The following is a 17045-nucleotide window of genomic DNA, read 5'->3' on the forward strand; positions in this document are numbered from 1 at the left end:
GTGTAGCGCGAAGTTGCTGACCCCCGTAAGCTATCCCAGAGTGCACGTGTTCACGGTATGTTCAAGAAATTTGGTCTGATCACATCGCGCCTGTGCCTTGGAAACACCAGCGCTGTGTTTAATTGATCACAGTGTCAAAAACTGACAGGAGCGTTCCGCCGAATGGAAGCTTCTTTTATGATCTAGGCGGCAGCACCATTTGCCTGCGCGATCGCAAGATAGACATTGCCGCTTTCATCTACGTTCGTTTCAAGAGCGGGGGTGCACCCCTTGTCAGCGCCCTGCGCTTCTCCGCTCTTGAGGTCAATTACCCAATTATGCAGTGGGCACGCGACAGAGTGCCCGTGCACGATGCCTTCCGACAATGGGGCTTTTTTGTGCGGACATTCGTTCTTCAGCGCGAAGATTTTATTGTCCGATGTTCGAAACAGGGCTACCTCAAAAGCACTGGTGTAGATGCGGCGGGCACCGCGAGCCGGGATATCGTCAATATGGCAAACAAGGGTAAAGATCGGTTGGACGGGCATTTTCATATCCTGCTGGAACAACTTGGGAAGTATTTTTTGGAACTCCGGCATTTAGCGTAGGGTTCGACGGAGAATAGCAAGCCGTATGCCAAAACGGTGTCCTGAAAGAAGTGGCTGACTGACAGGGGTGCCGTGAAGTCTTGATGCAGTGGAGCTGCAAAAGTGGGTGCAAGCACTGACCATAAATTAGACAGCTGACCAAAAAACGGCCAGTGCCTTGGGAAAAATACACCGGTCAGCGGAGCGGGGTGGAGGAAATGACTTCCATTTCAGAAATATGGTGTTTCTTCTTCAGTGCCTGAATTTCATCAAATGCATCCTCCAACCATCTGTTGAAGGCATCGATCATCAGTGGTTTGGTGGTGGTTGAGAGGAAATACTGGCTGTTCTGAAACGGCAGGTCGCGCCTGAAAATCACTGTTTCCACAGGTATGCCCTCGCGCCTCAGGTATGCGCGCATCACGTTGATATTGGTATAGATTGTATCCACTCTGCCCCGCACCAGCAGGTTAAACAGGTCTGCTTCTGCGTTGGCTTCGAACAGTTTCACTGAAGTATTGCCCAGGACGCTCATATCGATCGTGAAGCCGCGCATTGTTCCAACTTTTTCGGGTGCTCCTTTGTGTTCAGGGAGGGTCAGGAAACCATCTGTGAACAGCACGACCGGGTCGGAATAGAGAACGGGCGAATTCCCTTTTGTGGATTGTGCCCAGTCTGGGTTGGCGGGAAACTTGGCATCGATCAGGCCGGACGCCAGGGCCCTGTGAAGTCGCGGAATGGGTAGCGGTCGGTAAAGGACTTCCACACCCTGGGCAGCGGCAAATGCATCCAGAAGGTCGCGCCCAAAACCGCAATATTCTGTATCGCATATGCCGTAATAGGGCAGATGCATGATGTTTTCCACGCCGATCACGTACGTGGTTTGAGGCGGGTCGTCATCGGCGCCTGACACAAGACTACCTGCAAGCGCCAGGCATAGGGCCTGTGCCAACCGATGCAATATGGAAGATCTGGTCCCGCTCTTGCGCATCCGTTACCCCGGGGCCCGCCAACTTGGATGGAGAGGCCAATTCACTTTACGCCGACCAGTATGAGATGGACCTGTTAAAACAATGTTAGCACCAGACAGTGGTCCATCCTTCTCATCAGAAGGGTAGGTTGCCCATGCGCTGCACTTGGGCTACAAAAGCCACTGCCCCGCTCGACATATGCTGGCGCCCGCCTATGTCATGGACCATTAATCGATTTGTGACTTTTCAGGAGTGCTCCCCATGCAATCATTCATCCCGACCAAACGCACGTTGATGGGCCCCGGGCCCTCTGACGTCCATGACCGCATTCTCGAGGCCATGGCGCGCCCCACTCTTGGCCATCTTGATCCTGAATTCCAGCGCATGATGGAAGAGCTCAAGGGCGGCCTCCGTGCACTGTTCAAAACCGAAAACGCCATGACCTTCCCGGTTTCTGCGCCTGGATCAGCGGGCATGGAAATGTGCTTCGTTAACCTTATCGAGCCGGGCGACAAGGTTGTTGTTGTGAAGAATGGTGTTTTCGGGGAACGCATGCGCGAAAACGTGGTGCGTGCGGGCGGCGAAGCCGTGATGGTGGAATTCGATTGGGGCACAGCCCCTGATGTGTCGAAGGTGGCCGAAGTACTGGCGGCCAACTCAGACACTAAAATTCTGGCCTTCGTTCATGCTGAGACATCAACGGGTGTGCGCGCGGACGCTGCAGCTCTTTGCGCGCTGGCCCGTGAACACGATTGCCTGACAATCGTAGATGCGGTGACCAGCCTGGGCGGTCTGCCGGTTGAAGTGGACGCCTGGGGCATCGATGCCATCTATTCGGGCAGCCAGAAATGCCTTTCCTGCACGCCAGGCCTATCGCCGGTGAGCTTTTCTGAACGCGCGCTCGCGCGCGTAAGAGCCCGGAAGGTACCTGTGCAAAGCTGGTTTCTGGATCTCAGCCTCGTGATGGCCTACTGGGACGGCACAGGTGGCCGGTCCTACCATCACACAGCGCCTGTGAACCCGCTCTATGGTCTGCATGAAAGCCTGGTGATGTTGTTTGAGGAAGGGCTTGAGGAAAGCCACGCCCGTCATGCGGTAATGCACGAAGGCCTCGTTGCAGGCCTGGAGGACATGGGGCTTGACTTCCTGGTGCACCCAGACATCCGTCTGCCGATGCTGAATGCAGTCAAGGTGCCTGACGGCATCGATGAAGCTGCTGTTCGGGCACACCTGTTGCAGGAATACGATCTTGAGATTGGTGCTGGCCTTGGCCCACTTGCAGGCAAGGTTTGGCGGATTGGTCTGATGGGAACCTCGGCGCGTGAAGAAAATGTAGAGCTTTGCCTGACAGCACTGGCTGACGCGCTGGGTAAACAGCAGATGCATGTGGATGGCCTGAAAGCTTTGGAAGCAGCCCGTAAAGCCATGAGCGACGATTAACAGCAGGCAGACCAGTCTGGTGTGAAAGGGCGGGGACTTCCCCGCCTTTTTTTTGTTTTAGATGGCCGTGATGTCCTTAACTTTCCTTGCCCGTCAGCTTGCGCCACAACCGGCGCTCGCAGGTGGGGCTGCCACCTGAAAGCGTGCCTGAGAAGGCCAGCACAAACAAAAGCCACATCACTTTGTCTGCCTGTTCCGTGCCTTTCAGGATAAGGGCACTGCCAATCAGCGCCACCGCCCAAAGAATTGCCTGCACGATTTCCTGCCGACCTTTTTTCCGTTTCTGTGCGGTTTCCATTTTGTTGTCCTCGGTCATGTCTCGCTCCTGTATGTCCTTCATGGGTTCATTAATGTAACCTATAGGTATCAAATAGGTTGATATAGTGGTCATGTCAAGAGGGGCGCGTATATCGCCCGTAAGGTCTCGCAAAGTCGTGATCTGCATGAACCTTGTTTTTTGGCGTGCGTAGGGCAATCTCTGAAATCCGAAAGCAATGCCATGACATCAAGGAAGCCCATGAAACCGATCCAGCTTTACTCACTGAACACACCCAACGGGCAGAAAATCTCCATCGCGTTGGAGGAGCTTGGGTTGCCCTATGACTACCACCGCATCGATATCGGTGCTGGCGATCAGTTCACACCAGAGTTCCTGGCCGTGAACCCGAACAGCAAAATCCCTGCGATTACAGATCCTGATGGCCCTGATGGTAAGCCAATCAATGTTTTTGAGAGCGGTGCGATCCTGCTGCATCTGGCGGAGAAAACAGGCAAACTTTTACCGGCAGAGCCACGCGCCCGGTCTGAGGCCATCCAGTGGCTGTTCTGGCAGATGGCAGGGTTGGGTCCCATGTTTGGTCAGCTCGGGCATTTCTTCAAATATGCGAAAGACAAATGCGATCATCCCTATCCGGTGGAGCGCTATACCAATGAAGCCAAGCGGCTGTTGAGTGTGCTTGATAAGCGGCTGGAGGGGCGAGGCTATCTGGCAGGGGAATATTCCGTTGCCGACATCGCTACTTTCCCCTGGGTGAATTGTTTGGAAGAGTTCTATGAGGCCACAGAACAAGTCGATTTATACAGCTTCCAGAATGTGGCTGCCTGGCGGGCGCGGTGCAATGAGCGCCCTGCTGTGATCCGAAGCCGAGAGCTTTACGTATAAGGTTCATTCCTCGTAACAGCGACCCCGACGGGTCTCCTCCCTCTCCATCCAAGGGGGCCCTTCGCTGACTGACCCGCCCCCTTCCCCCGAGGGCGGGTCAATTTTTTTGAACCAATACCTTATCCTGCCTCAATCCCGGATTAGGGGTTGGTGCCGACGGTTGCATCCGATATGAAGGCCCCAAACGATAACCGAGGATTTTATGACAAAGTTTGTGGCGCTTTTGCGCGGTATCAATGTGGGTGGTCACAAGAAGATAAAAATGGCCGACCTCAAGGAAGTGGCTGGAAAATGCGGGCTTTCGGACGTGCAGCATTATGTACCGTCAGGGAATCTGGTGTTTTCGGGCAAAGGCACGCCGGATGCGGTTGCGGGCAAGCTGGAGAAAGCGTGTGAGCGGACCTTTGGTTTTCCTGTGGATATCATGGTGCTCTCGGAAGATGAATTCCGTCAGGAAGTGGCGGCCTGTCCGTTTGCCGATGGTAGCCGCCCCAAAGGCGAGCTGGACCCGAAATTCCTGCAGCTGGCCTTCCTGAAAGGCACGCCGGACAGCGCGCATATTGAAGCGCTTTTTGAGGGTTACGAAGGGCCAGAGGTGGTGCAGTTGGCAGGCCGCACCCTCCACATCTATTTCACCGAGGGCTCGGGCCGGTCAAAGCTGACACCGCTCCTGACAGACAAGAAGCTGGGTGTGCCTGCAACTGCGCGGAATTGGAACACGGTTCAGAAACTTCTGGCGATGCTGGACGACTAGGCTGTCTTCTGCGCGGCCTTGGCTTCGCGCCACAGTTGGGCCACGGCGGCCATGAGGCTTGGGCGTGTGGCCTCCAGATACAGCCGGTTGTCCGGCAGTTCTGCCTTCAGGCGGAAATAGGCCTTCTCAAGCGAATGATAGGGCATGCCCGGAAACAGGTGATGTGTCGCGTGGAACCGCAGCCCCACAGGTGCCCATAGGCTTGAGATATAACGGTTGCCCGGGATATCCACGCTGTCGAGGAACTCTTCCTGCTGGGTCATGCGCTCGCGCCCGCCGTTCCGGTAAGCGTGGGCCGCCAGGGTCCGAAGGCCGTTCAGCACGAAAATCAGGATCGTCACCACATACCATACAGCCAGAAGCTTCCACGGCAGATAGCCCAGATACATCAGGCCGAGGCCCGCATAGGCATAGACGCCGGTGAAGATATCCTCAAGCAGCCAGCCAGCCACTTGGTCTTTTTTGGGGGCCGGGCGGATATAGGCGAAGTCGATCACCAGCGAGCTTGCCCGCTTCCAGACATAGCGGCGGAATGGGGGGATGATCAGGGTTAGCGGCATCAATACCGTATAACGCAGCAGCAGAAGGCCCGGCACAATCAGGGCCTGGACGATGAAGGCCACAATCTTCCAGGGCTTGTCCACGGCGAACGGCAGATATTCCCCGTCCTCGGACGTGCCATAAACCTGCGGTTTGTGGTGGTCGATATGTACATCGGCGTAGGTGTAGGCCGGCACCATCATTGGCATGCCGCAGAAGGCATTGAAATAGCGCCGGAAGGCGGTGAAGGTGCCTTTGCGGAAATGCGCGATTTCATGGATGAAAATCACCGCGCGGTAGAGGCCCAGCGTGGCAACCACAAGCGCCAGAATTTGCACAATCGAATAATTGGGTGCCAGGGTGGCGACAGCTACAGCGCCCCAGCCGATGCCGGCAGATAGCGTGAAGTCGGTCCAGTAGACGCGGGCATTGGGTTTCCACAGGTCCTTGACCAGCTTGCGCGCTTCCTTGAGCGGAAAGGCTGCCGCTTCCGGGTGCTTGCCCGACCGGGTTCGTGCGCCTGTTGCAGCGCTTGCCACTTTCTCTACAGTCATACCGTCTTGCATGTCACTCTCTCACGCCGCGATGGCGGTAAATCTTATGTGTGCGCCTAATTGCCACAAAAACTATGAAAGGCAAAGTGTCTTAAAGCCCTGCAGGCCTCACAAATCCTTGACTTTGGGCAAGTGACGGTGGGCTTGTGCTAAACTAGTTAGGCGAAACTATGTCCCTGGCGCGGGGCAGAGATGCGTATTTCTGCTCTTTTTTTCAAGCGCTTGTCCGTCTAATCTTGAAAGTATAACAGAAGGAATTTCTTGGACGTGCTCGATTATCAGGCATTGCTGGATTACATCGCCGAAGGGGTGCAGCCTCATTTCGGTAAGGGCAAGGTTGCCAACTATATTCCAGCGCTCACGGGCGTTCCGGCAACAAAGTTCGGCATGGCCGTGCAGCTTGCGTCTGGCGAGAGCTTCTCGGTGGGCGACGCTGAAGAAGCCTTCTCCGTCCAGAGTATCTCCAAGCTCTTTGTGCTTGAACTTGCCATGTCTCACTTCGGTGACATGGTCTGGACGCGGGTTGGCAAAGAGCCGTCAGGCGACCGTTTCAATTCCATGATCAAGCTTGAGATGGAACATGGTGTTCCCCGGAACCCCTTCATCAATCCAGGTGCGCTCGCAACGCTGGACCTCCTGATGGGGCTGAAGGGCGACACCAAACACCGCATCCGCAATTTCCTGCGGTTCCTGGCAATGAATGATGCGGTTGACGCCGATGAAGCGGTCATGCAGTCAGAACTGACGCATTCAAACCTGAACCGCGCCATGGCACACCTGATGAAAAGCTATAAAAATATCGACCAGGATGTGGATACACTACTGGAAACCTATTGTTTCCAATGTTCGATGACCATGACCTGCAAGGACCTTGCGCTTGCGGGCCTGCCGCTTGCAACAGGGGGCTATTCCGCGCTCCATGACGCTACCATCCTGTCGGTGGCACAAGCAAAGCGCATTAATGCCGTAATGCTGACGTGCGGCATGTACGACAGCGTCGGCAGCTTTGCTTACCGGGTTGGGGTGCCTGCGAAAAGTGGTGTTGGCGGCGGTATCCTGGCAGTGATCCCCGGCAAGATGTCCGTGGCCGTGTGGTCGCCTGAGCTGGACCAGTTCGGTAACTCTTATGTTGGTACCGCGGCGCTGGAAATGTTCACCTCCATGACCCATACCAGCATTTTCTAGGTCATCTAGCGGTCTATCGGCGGACCATCCACGAACATCATATCAAAGTCATTCGCGTCAACCAGATGCGCATAAGCTGCCCTGATTTTTGCGGCCAGTTCAGGGCGCAGGTTTGCGCCGCCCGCCAAATAGAGGGTCAGGCCCACCTCAAGGTCATAGACCGGCTTGAACGCCCCTCGCCAGGCGCCGTGGTGCTGGCGTTCAGTCTGGTAATTGATCATGCTGCCCGGGAAAAGGTCAACGCGTCCTGCCTCAACCATTTTGAGTGTGCCGGGTTGATCCAAGTCTGGCGACTGGATGATGCTGGCTTCTGGCAGGCCTGTATCCTGAAGAATGGTGCAGGAGATATCCCCCTGAACGCAAATGACACTGAAGGCCCCTTTCCGCAACTGTTCGCGAGTGAAGACGCGTTTGTCATCCTTACGGGCAAACAGCCGGTAATTGTCGAACGCCAGGGGGACAAGCCACTGAAAGCGCTCCTCACGGTTCGGTATGCGGGCGATGGAGTAGATCAGGACATTATCTGCGGTTTCCGTGTAACGCACCGCCCGTGCCCAGGGGACGATGGTGATCGAATAGTCCAGTTCACTTGTGTTCATCACCTTGCGGACAAGCGCAGTTGCGTCTCCAGCTACAGTGCCATCAGCTGCAGGGAAATTATAAGGGGGATAATTTTCCGTGAAGATGAATACGTCAGCCGCGTGTGGGCTACTGACGCTGCTGAACAACAGCAGACAGACAAAAAACAACGCACGCCTGAACAAAAGCTGACGTCTCCCCATTTCTGGCCCCACGGGGCAATAATAACCGCATAGCGAATGGTTCGCACGTGAATATTGTCAAATGGCTGTGATGTTAGCGTTCAACAATATCCCGCTTCATCGGGGCCAGAAGAGCCAGCAGTCGGTTCTGGGTGTGGAAAGGCACGCCTTCTTCGTCCATCGCTTGCTGGAGTTGTTCCACAAGGGCATTGAACTCGGCCTCGGTGATCCCAAGCTTGATGTGGGACTTTTTCATGTTTACGCCGCGATATTTGCACGGCCCCCCTGAAAGCTCGCATACCTGATCAGTCAGTAGTCTGGCCAGGCGATCCTTTTTTGTCTGCTCGAACTGGTGGGCGGTGCGGGGGTCGGCAGACGTCAGTTCCACCAGTCGGGTCATCATTCGCGCGATCGCATCTTTGCCCCCCAAGTCATCAAACAGGCTATCTGCATGAACGGCGGTGGTCAGGGCCAGAAGGCCAGCGATCAGCGTGGTTTTCAGAAATTTCATATCTAGAACCCCAGTTGGACGGACAGGTAAAATCCACGTTGGCGGCCCTGCAGGGCAATCTTGCCAAGGTCAGTGTAGGCGGCTGTTACCGTCAAATGTTTTGACGGCAACCAGACCATATAAGCGGCCATGGCGTCATCTTCTTCTGCGAAAGCCAGGTTGTCCGGCTTGGTGCGATAGTCAGCACCAAGTACAAAGTGACGACTGAGTAGGTAAGCGACTGATCCTTCAAATTGAAGAGACCTGCTTGAGCCATTCGGACCGCCGAAGCCCAGGAGGCCGAACTGGTTGGCGCGTGTCAGTCTGGCCGTGCCGGTTAGCACAAGGCTTTTATCCAGCAGGATTTTAGTGGCAGCCAGATAAACGTCTATATCGTCGTCGTCCTCAGCGCCCACTGCGCGTACGATAGCTCCCTTGTCCGCTTTCTTATACTGAGCGCCCAATGCCACTTGCGGCATCCAGGTGTCTTGGTCATAAACCGCGTCCCCGAATATCTTCACTTTCGCACCAAGGATGTCCTGGTTGAACTTGAAACCCTCCCCAAGGCCCAGCCGCTCGCCCGCACTGCCGGTGTCAAACCACTGCCTGGTGAAGCTAAGCTCAAGCCGATCATATAGTCCCACGGTGGCGCCGGTGGCGTTCAATGTGAAATCGTTGGTGGTGACATAAGTATGGTGCACGCTGCCGCCAATCTGGCGATTGGTTCCATAGCCTGAAATTACTGCCCAAGGCGTCAATCCGCCGCCTGCAGTCCCTTCAACCTGGATCACCCCTGGGGTTGCCAAAATTTTGCCGCTTCCGAACAAGTTTTCCTCAGCAGTGGTTGGGCTGGAAAATATGAGTAAAATGGTCAGAAAAAACAGCAGGGTTGTGCGGCTTTGAGCCATTTTAGCGTTCCTTTTCAGTGTTCAACCCCATGAAATCTATAGCAAGTTTTCGGCCTGTTATGAAGGGATAGCTGGAATATTGCCCTTACTTCTGTGCCTCTATTTGCTATCCTTACGTGCAAGGTGACCAATCTGCTGTTCGGTGTCTCTTATAGTGTTAAGGTCACGTTTTCTTCAGCGACACAGTAGGCGGAGAACACCAATCATGTCCCTTCTTGATAATATGATGTCTACCGATTTTATGCCACATGGCTACTGCTTCCTGTGGGCGCCGGAAATCTTGTGGACCCACGTGGTTTCTGATGCGGTAATCGCCTTGGCTTACTTTTCCATCCCCATCAGTCTCATGGTGTTCATACGCAGACGCCCTGACGTTCAGTTCACTTCTATATTCTATCTTTTTTCGGCGTTCATTTTCCTGTGCGGAGTAACTCACATTTTTGGGATCATCACGGTATGGCATGGTACCTATGGCATGTCGGGTATTGCAAAGGCCGGTACGGCCATTGTGTCTCTCCTCACAGCGGTCGCCGTCTGGCGACTCATTCCTGCTGCACTCAAGATACCAACCCATGCATTGCTCGAACAACAGGTGGCGGAGAGAACTGCAGAACTTGAACAGAAAAGCCGTCGGCTCGAATTGGTGATCAACAAGATTTCACCAGCGATCATTGGAGTGAACTCGCGCGGATTGATTCAGGTGGTAAACCCCGGTGCGACAAACCTGTTTGGGTATTCGGAAGACGAGTTAATGGGCCAGCCTGTTGAAATTCTGGTGCCGCAAAATGCTCGGGCGAAGCACCCAGCCAACCGCGAGAGATTTTTCACTAATATGAAAACCCGTCCAATGGGGCAGGGGATGGAGCTTTATGGCGAACGAAAGGGTGGCGAGCTGTTCCCTGTGGAAATTGGCCTGACGCCGGTTGAAGACGATCCAGAAATCGTTGTGATTGCTACAATTGTGGACGTTACGGAACGCATGCGGGTCGCAACCGAGCGTCGCCGTTTGGTCGCTACCATTGAGGCTTGTGATGATGCCATTTTCAGCCTTGATCTCATGGGCACAATCCAGAGCTGGGCGCCGGGCGCGGAGCAGCTGTTTGGGTATTCCGCTGCCAAGGCCATTGGCTGGCCGGGTACGCTGATCTTGCCAGAAGGTAAGTCCGGGGAGTTGCATGATATCCTTGCCCAGATTGCAGCCGGAGAGACGGTTCGCCACTATGAAACGGTTTACCGCCATGCCGATGGCCATGAAATTGATGTATCCATGTCCATTTCCCCGGTTAAAAATCCGCACGGCCAGATTGTCGCGGCGGCTGTAGTGGCGCGGGATGTTTCTGATGCAAAGGCTGCTGAAAAAGAGCTGCGCGAATTGAACGGCAAGCTTTCTGCTTCCAATGAAGCGCTGGACCAATTTGTCTATATCGCAGCGCATGACCTGAAAGAACCGTTGCGGGGTATTCATAATCTTTCATCTATTGTGCGTGAAGAATGTGCCGATAAGCTCGAGAAGGAATACCAGGAGGACCTTGATACGGTTGCGCGGCTGACGATGCGTATGGAGAGGCTGATCGACGACCTGCGAGAATATTCCCGCATCGAGCGCGGTGAACGACAAGGAGAAGAGATTGCAGCCGATAAGGCGGTTGAAATTGTTCTGGATGATATCGGTGGCTTCTTGTCCGAGCATGGTGCGGAAGTTGTTGTGGTTGGAGACCTCCCACGGCATGTTTTCCCTTCAGCACATCTTACCAGCATTTTCCGAAACCTGATTACTAATGGTGTGAAGTACAATGATAAATCGGAAAAAAGAGTGGAAATCTCTGGCCGTACGGACGGCAAGTTTGCTATACTGAATGTCACAGATAATGGCATCGGCATTGCGCCGGAATTTCAGAACAAAGTGTTCGACATGTTCCGGCGTTTCCACCGTGAAGACGCCTTCGGGGGCGGAACTGGTGCTGGCTTGGCTATTGTGAAGCGCATTCTGGATCACAGTGGCGGCTGGATCAGGTTCGAAACTGAGGAAGGAAAGGGAACAACCTTCTCCTTTGGCCTACCCATTCAAATGGAGTCACATGATGGCGGACAATGAGACCGACCTTATCTTACTCGTTGAAGATAGCGAGGCGGACGTCCGCGTAACCAAGCGCGCCTTCAAGAAGTTGGGTGTCGACAACCCGGTACATCACTGTGAAGACGGACGTCGGGCGATCAATTATCTGGCCATGTCCAGGCGGCCCAGCGGTAACCGGTGGCCTTCCCTTGTGCTACTGGATTTGAACTTGCCAGGTGTTGATGGGCGTGAAGTGTTGCGTACGATCAAAGATGATGATCGGTACAAGTCTATTCCAGTGGTTATATTCAGTACCTCAGATGATGAACGTGATGTTCAGGATTGTTACGCACTGGGCGCAAACAGCTTTGTCAAAAAGCCGCACGACTTGAACGGATTTGTGGATGCCATTCAGTCTCTCTCGGAATTTTGGTTGCACAGTGCGGAATTGCCGTCGCGTCCGTGAGGCTGTGGTGGCGTTCTAGATCATGTCATTAGGCAGATTTTGATCAGGTTGCTTCTTTGGCAATTCGATCTTGAATCTGCTGCCGCCAGTCGCACGCCCTTCGCACCAGATCCGCCCGTGATGCATCTCAGCAATTTTGGCGCATGTCGCGAGGCCAAGGCCGGAGCCCGTGGTGTTTTTCCGGTGGATGCGGAACAAGGGTGAAAAGATTTGGCGACGAGCAGAAGCAGGTACGCCGCAGCCATTGTCGGTAATCGTGATAATACAGCTATCCTCCATGTCTTCGGCGCTGATCGTGATCACGGGGCGAGCGTCAGAATGATACTTGATTGAATTGGCGATAAGGTTTTGGAACATCTGTGTCAACTCCGTGACATAGCCTTCAATCTTCGGCAACGTCTCCAATTCAATGACAGCACCCGACGCCTCAATGGCTTCCTCAAGTAAATTCGCAGCCAGCTGTACTGTGTCTGTAAGGTTGACGGGCTCGCATGCTTCTGCCGAAGAGCCAGTTCGCGCAAAGTGCAACAGGTCGATAACCAGTTGCTTCATATAGTGGGCCGCCTTCAGGGCGCTGTCCAGATAGTCAGGTATCTGGTCAATCTCGCCCCTTTCCATCATCTGTTGGGCAAGCGACACAAAGCCGATGACGCCGTTGAGAGGATTGGCAAGGTCATGCGCTGCGGTGGATGCAAAATTTTCCATCAGCATTTGCTGGTGCACTTGGCTACGTTTTTCCTGAGCCCGTCGGATGGCGCTATCGATTACTTCTTGCAGCCTTCCGGAGTTCAGCTGATTTTTGGATAGGTAGTCATGCGCCCCCAGTTTGATGGCTTTAGCGGCCACCCGCTCACTGCCTTCTCCACTGATCATCACGAGGCCTGGAAAGCCGGTTTCAATATCACGGTGAATACTTTCCATGAGTTCCAGCCCGTCCAGGTCCGGAAGCCGGTAATCGATCAGCATGCAGTCATAATGCTTTTCGGCAATCTTGCGGCGCGCGTCTGCGGCTGTATGCGCGGAATCTATATGGTAGCTGGCACTTGAACGTTTGAGCGCGTGTTCAATGAAGCGGCAGTCAGCGCCGCTGTCATCAACAAGCAAAATATCTCTATGGTGTATCGGCAATGCAGTTCCCCTAGGTTTCGCCATAGTGGGGCGCATAAATACAAGACGATATTGGTACGATTTATTGTCGAATAAATCAAATGTTAGCGTGCTATTTCATAAAATTTTACTAATGAGGCTGCCAATTTGTGCAGACTATTCATTAACGGGCTTTTAAAGGCACCTTTCTAACCTTTTCGCGGTCTATGGCCCTTGAAGGGACGGTAAGGCGCCCTAAACTCTTTCCCCGGATATACAGTGGACCCAAGCGGTATAGATTTGAAGGGGCGAACAATGCGTCTTGAATATAGTGAAGAGGACCTGGCCTTCCGTGCGGAAGTACGGTCATTCCTGGAAGCCAGGCTTCCAAGCCATATTGCAGAGCGGACCAAAGCGGGCCTTGCTCTGGAAAAAGAAGACTATCTGAATTGGCAACGCACGTTGCAGGAAAAACAGTGGGTGGCCCACGCCTGGCCCAAGGAATTTGGTGGATCGGGTTTTACCCCATTCCAGAAGCACATCTTTGAAGAAGAGTGTGTGCGGGCTGGCGCGCCAGAGCTGCCACCTTTCGGGCTTTCCATGTTGGGTCCGGTGATTATTGCATTCGGGTCGGACGAACAGAAGGCCCATTATCTGCCGCGCATCCTTGACGGTACCGATTGGTGGTGTCAGGGCTATTCGGAGCCGGGATCTGGCTCGGACCTTGCCAGCCTCAAGACAAAAGCAGTACGCGACGGTGACCATTATATTGTTAATGGTCAAAAAACCTGGACCACGCTTGGCCAATATGCCGACTGGATCTTCTGTCTTGTACGGACATCCAGTGAAGGCAAGCCGCAGACCGGCATCAGTTTCCTGTTGATCGATCTCGACACCCCAGGCGTTGAGATGCGCCCGATCATCACCATCGAGGGCGGTCACGAGGTGAACGAGGTATTCTTCGATAACGTCAAGGTGCCGGTTGAAAACCTGGTCGGTCAGGAAAATATGGGCTGGACCTACGCCAAATACCTGCTGCAGCACGAGCGTGTTGGTATCGCAGGTGTGGCTGCGGCCAAGGAAACACTGAAAAAGCTGAAAAAGATCGCGTCCGACACCGATGACGGTGAAGGCGGGCGTTTGATTGACGATGCGCATTTTGCGGAGCGTCTGGCGAATGTGGAGATCGACCTGATGGCGATGGAACTGACCAACCTTCGGGTGCTTGCGGCGGCTCAGGCTGGCGGCGCGCCGGGGGCTGAAAGCTCCATGCTCAAGATCAAGGGGTCTGTGATCCGCCAGGAGCTGAGTGACCTGATGCGCCGGGCTGTTGGCCCCTACGCGCTACCGTTCATGCCGGAGCTGGATCAACTGGGTTCCAACATGGAACCGGTCGGCCCAGAAGGCGCACATCTTTATGCAGGCCAATATTTCAATCGCCGGAAATACTCAATTTATGGCGGATCGAACGAAATTCAGCGCAACATCATCTCCAAGATGATTCTTGGGCTTTAAGGGAGGATTTAGGTATGGATTTCAATCTCTCTGATGATCACCGCATGCTCAAGGACATGGTCTCGCGCTTTGTACGTGAGCAGTGCGATTTTGAAAGCCGGTTGAAGCTGATCAGCTCTGAAAAGGGGCATGATGAAGCGGTTTGGGCGCAGATGGCTGAACTGGGCCTGGTGGCGGCCGTGCTACCGGAACGGGTTGGCGGTCTTGGTGGGTCAGGCTTGGATATCATGGTGGTGGCCGAGGAGCTTGGCCGCAAGATCGTGGTGGAGCCTTTCCTCGCAACGGCCGTACTTGGGGCTGGGCTTCTGGCTGAAGAAGGTGCGGAAGGTCGTGGTCCGGCTCTTCTTGATGACGTGATCGGCGGTGGGCACAAGCTCGCGCTGGCGCACTATGAACCGGGTGCACGCTACAATGCGGCGAAGGTGGATGCGACAATCGCTGGTGGCAAGCTGTCGGGTTCGAAATCGCTTGTGATCAATGGCGGCGATGCCGACACCCTGGTTGTGTCCGCCAAAGATGGCGACAAGTTGGTACTGGCACTAGTTGCGAAGGATGCTGAAGGCGTTGCCATCAAGGCCTTTAAAACTCATGACGGTTTTGGCGCCGCTGAAGTGACCTTCACAGATGTCGCCGTGGCAGCGGACGATGTATTGCTTTCGGGCGATGCTGCGGAGGCGGCCCTTGGCCGGGCTCTTGCGCGCGCTACACTCGCGCTGTGCGCGGAAAGCCTGGGTGCCATGGAAAATGCACGCGACGCCACGCTGGAATACCTGCGTACCCGGACACAGTTCGGAGTGCCGATTGGCAAGTTCCAGGTGCTGCAGCACCGTCTTGTGGACGTGTGCCTCGAGATCGAGCAAGTGCGGTCAATTGTGCTGCTGGCGGCTTCCAAGCTGGACGCTGGCGACCGCGACAAGCATCTGTCTGCTGCCAAGGCCCTAGTAGGCCGTGTGGGCCGAATGGTCGCTGAAGAGGCGGTGCAAATGCATGGTGGTATCGGCGTGACCTGGGAGCTTGAATTGGCACATGTTGCCAAGAGGCTTGTGATGATCGATCATTATTTCGGTGACACCGATTACCACCTGAAGCGCTTCCAGAAGCTGTCAAAAGCAGCTTAAAAGACTGCCGCTAGAACGCAGAAAGCCCGGCTTTTGCAGCCGGGCATTTTGTTGCCTCTATGTCGTGAACCTCGGGGCAGTCTACCCTTTAGCGTTGATCTTGTAGCTGAGGGGAATGGTCAGCGACACGCTTTCCCTGTTTTCAGGCAGCTTAGGGAAGCTGACGCGGCGCATCAGGTCGACGGCTTCATCGTCCAGGATCGGGTTGCCTGAGCTTTCGACTACCTGCTGAGCCAGGATGGTGCCGTCCATGGCAATCTGCACCTTAACCCGGACCGTGCCTTCAATGCCTTCTTCAATCAGCTGTGTTGGATAGCCCTGGTATCTTGCCAGAATACGGGAGACATCACGTTGCCAGCCCTGCCAGTCAGGTGTGGCTTCTGCTACCTGGATATCGGCACCCAGCTGGGTTTGCTGCTCGTCCATATTGAATCGAAGCGGAATCTTGAAATTGAAGCTGGATAACCCCTCAGGCAGCGGGGGCAGAGGGTTGATCCGGTTCAGTATCTGCAGGACCGAACCGTCCAGCACATTGTGGCCCGACGACTGGTTGATTCTGAAGCCGATAATGTCGCCGTTCTGGCCGACAGTAACTTCAACCTTCACTGTGCCTTCCAGTTTGGCGTCCAGCGCGCGCTTGGGATACCGCTGCTTGGACGCGAAAGCGTCATAGACTCGCTCGCCCCATGTGGCGAGGTCATAGTCTTGTGCGGTAGCTGAGGGCACTGTGGTGCCGCATAAAAAAGCGAATAGGCCGAGGGTGAATATAGTACGGGTGGACGTTGGCGACATTGCGCGTTCTCCTTGCGGAAAGGGCTAAAGGCAACAAACGCAGAACTGTCGGGCAGGCTTCCGATACCTATAAAGTGGTGGTTGTCTGTCCTATGTCGGGCAGAATAGGTAACATTGGTTTATATCAAATTAACGCCCTTCAAGTGACCAGAACTACGTCGTTTTTTCGTGCGAACTGACAGATTGTGTCGGCGCGCAGCATTATGTATGGTTCCTATAGGGATGGCTGAACGCGGGGTCACAGCGCAGGGAGGACCTATGGGCGACATTGAGATCAGGCCAAGTGGCGTGTTGCGGGGAAGAACGGCCCTGGTGGTTGATGACCAGGAAATCATCCGCAAGATGTTGGAGAAGTTGCTCCTGAGCCTGGGCTTCACAGAGGTATTGCAAGCTCAAGACGGTTCTGATGCCCTCAAGATGCTTGATCGCCGTGCCTTTGACGTGATTGTTTGTGATATCAATATGGATCCAATGGGCGGTATTGATTTTGTTCGTACACTGCGGGATGGCGCCAACATCCGATTTGATGCCAAGCGCGCAAGAACACCTGTGCTGTTCCTTACAGGCAGTGCCGAAAAGGACCATATCCTGAGTGCTAAGGGCTTGGGCGTGAAGGACTATTTGTTGAAGCCGATCGACCCGGAAAAGCTGCGTGCTCGGTTGGTTAAGATGTTCAGTTGA

At 54.4% G+C, this 17045-nt stretch carries 18 protein-coding genes; 9 read left to right on the forward strand and 9 right to left on the reverse strand.

Going from position 1 to position 17045, the window contains the following annotated elements:
* Positions 1-182 precede the first annotated feature (182 nt).
* Together nirD and KORLAC_RS02430 are read right to left on the reverse strand one after the other, a co-directional pair.
* Positions 183-527: a nitrite reductase small subunit NirD gene (gene nirD / locus KORLAC_RS19240; RefSeq protein ID WP_068302354.1), complete on the reverse strand. Its 345-nt coding sequence runs from the start codon at positions 525-527 to the stop codon at positions 183-185.
* 235 nt (positions 528-762) lie between these two features.
* Complete coding sequence (locus tag KORLAC_RS02430; RefSeq protein ID WP_082714458.1) at positions 763-1557, reverse strand: substrate-binding periplasmic protein; 795 nt, start codon at positions 1555-1557, stop codon at positions 763-765.
* A gap of 241 nt (positions 1558-1798) precedes the next feature.
* On the opposite strand from KORLAC_RS02430, the gene KORLAC_RS02435 reads away from it, so the two are divergent.
* Positions 1799-2977 (forward strand): pyridoxal-phosphate-dependent aminotransferase family protein, encoded by a 1179-nt coding sequence (locus tag KORLAC_RS02435; RefSeq protein ID WP_068302360.1) that lies wholly within the window; start codon positions 1799-1801, stop codon positions 2975-2977.
* A 76-nt stretch (positions 2978-3053) separates the two neighbouring features.
* Here KORLAC_RS02435 and KORLAC_RS02440 read toward each other — a convergent pair whose 3' ends face one another.
* Positions 3054-3293: a hypothetical protein gene (locus tag KORLAC_RS02440; RefSeq protein ID WP_068302363.1), complete on the reverse strand. Its 240-nt coding sequence runs from the start codon at positions 3291-3293 to the stop codon at positions 3054-3056.
* A gap of 201 nt (positions 3294-3494) precedes the next feature.
* Between KORLAC_RS02440 and KORLAC_RS02445 the strand changes: the two genes are divergently transcribed.
* Both KORLAC_RS02445 and KORLAC_RS02450 read left to right on the forward strand, forming a co-directional pair.
* Positions 3495-4139 (forward strand): glutathione binding-like protein, encoded by a 645-nt coding sequence (locus KORLAC_RS02445; protein WP_068302366.1) that lies wholly within the window; start codon positions 3495-3497, stop codon positions 4137-4139.
* A 202-nt stretch (positions 4140-4341) separates the two neighbouring features.
* Positions 4342-4893 carry a DUF1697 domain-containing protein gene (locus KORLAC_RS02450; RefSeq protein WP_068302369.1) on the forward strand — a complete coding sequence of 184 codons (552 nt, stop codon included), beginning with the start codon at positions 4342-4344 and terminating at the stop codon, positions 4891-4893.
* On the opposite strand, the gene KORLAC_RS02455 is transcribed toward KORLAC_RS02450, so the two are convergent.
* Entirely contained in the window at positions 4890-5999 is a 1110-nt protein-coding gene (locus tag KORLAC_RS02455; protein WP_206594840.1) for a fatty acid desaturase family protein, read from the reverse strand. The two genes, KORLAC_RS02450 and KORLAC_RS02455, sit on opposite strands and share 4 nt — an antisense overlap.
* Positions 6000-6248: 249 nt before the next feature.
* Here KORLAC_RS02455 and KORLAC_RS02460 point away from each other — a divergent pair, with 249 nt between their 5' ends.
* The gene (locus KORLAC_RS02460) at positions 6249-7172 is read left to right on the forward strand and encodes a glutaminase (RefSeq protein ID WP_420913268.1); all 924 of its coding nucleotides are present in this window, start codon (positions 6249-6251) and stop codon (positions 7170-7172) included.
* 5 nt (positions 7173-7177) lie between these two features.
* Here KORLAC_RS02460 and KORLAC_RS02465 read toward each other — a convergent pair whose 3' ends face one another.
* The 3 genes from KORLAC_RS02465 to KORLAC_RS02475 all read right to left on the reverse strand — a co-directional run bounded on the left by KORLAC_RS02465 (position 7178) and on the right by KORLAC_RS02475 (position 9229).
* Entirely contained in the window at positions 7178-7954 is a 777-nt protein-coding gene (locus tag KORLAC_RS02465; protein ID WP_082714459.1) for a substrate-binding periplasmic protein, read from the reverse strand.
* Between the two features lie 73 nt (positions 7955-8027).
* On the reverse strand, positions 8028-8444 hold the full coding sequence (locus KORLAC_RS02470; protein ID WP_068302375.1) for a group I truncated hemoglobin: 417 nt from the start codon (positions 8442-8444) through the stop codon (positions 8028-8030).
* 2 nt (positions 8445-8446) lie between these two features.
* Positions 8447-9229: a DUF3034 family protein gene (locus KORLAC_RS02475; protein ID WP_241493359.1), complete on the reverse strand. Its 783-nt coding sequence runs from the start codon at positions 9227-9229 to the stop codon at positions 8447-8449.
* Between the two features lie 307 nt (positions 9230-9536).
* On the opposite strand from KORLAC_RS02475, the gene KORLAC_RS02480 reads away from it, so the two are divergent.
* Positions 9537-11426 carry a PAS domain S-box protein gene (locus KORLAC_RS02480; RefSeq protein ID WP_068302382.1) on the forward strand — a complete coding sequence of 630 codons (1890 nt, stop codon included), beginning with the start codon at positions 9537-9539 and terminating at the stop codon, positions 11424-11426.
* Positions 11413-11853, forward strand: a complete 441-nt coding sequence (locus KORLAC_RS02485) for a response regulator (RefSeq protein WP_068303121.1) — start codon at positions 11413-11415, stop codon at positions 11851-11853. Before KORLAC_RS02480 ends, KORLAC_RS02485 begins: the two co-directional genes overlap by 14 nt.
* A gap of 15 nt (positions 11854-11868) precedes the next feature.
* Here KORLAC_RS02485 and KORLAC_RS02490 read toward each other — a convergent pair whose 3' ends face one another.
* Entirely contained in the window at positions 11869-13017 is a 1149-nt protein-coding gene (locus KORLAC_RS02490) for a sensor histidine kinase (protein ID WP_082714460.1), read from the reverse strand.
* 237 nt (positions 13018-13254) lie between these two features.
* Between KORLAC_RS02490 and KORLAC_RS02495 the strand changes: the two genes are divergently transcribed.
* Both KORLAC_RS02495 and KORLAC_RS02500 read left to right on the forward strand, forming a co-directional pair.
* The gene (locus KORLAC_RS02495) at positions 13255-14454 is read left to right on the forward strand and encodes an acyl-CoA dehydrogenase family protein (protein ID WP_068302387.1); all 1200 of its coding nucleotides are present in this window, start codon (positions 13255-13257) and stop codon (positions 14452-14454) included.
* Positions 14455-14468: 14 nt separating this feature from the next.
* On the forward strand, positions 14469-15572 hold the full coding sequence (locus KORLAC_RS02500; RefSeq protein ID WP_068302390.1) for an acyl-CoA dehydrogenase family protein: 1104 nt from the start codon (positions 14469-14471) through the stop codon (positions 15570-15572).
* An 81-nt stretch (positions 15573-15653) separates the two neighbouring features.
* Here the strand turns inward: KORLAC_RS02500 and KORLAC_RS02505 are convergent, their stop codons facing one another.
* Positions 15654-16364, reverse strand: coding sequence for a TonB family protein (locus KORLAC_RS02505; protein ID WP_068302393.1), 711 nt, complete (start codon positions 16362-16364; stop codon positions 15654-15656).
* A gap of 258 nt (positions 16365-16622) precedes the next feature.
* Between KORLAC_RS02505 and KORLAC_RS02510 the strand changes: the two genes are divergently transcribed.
* Positions 16623-17045 (forward strand): response regulator, encoded by a 423-nt coding sequence (locus KORLAC_RS02510; protein WP_068302395.1) that lies wholly within the window; start codon positions 16623-16625, stop codon positions 17043-17045.

Source organism: Kordiimonas lacus (genome assembly GCF_001550055.1).
GTDB classification, from domain to species: Bacteria; Pseudomonadota; Alphaproteobacteria; order Sphingomonadales; family Kordiimonadaceae; genus Kordiimonas; species Kordiimonas lacus.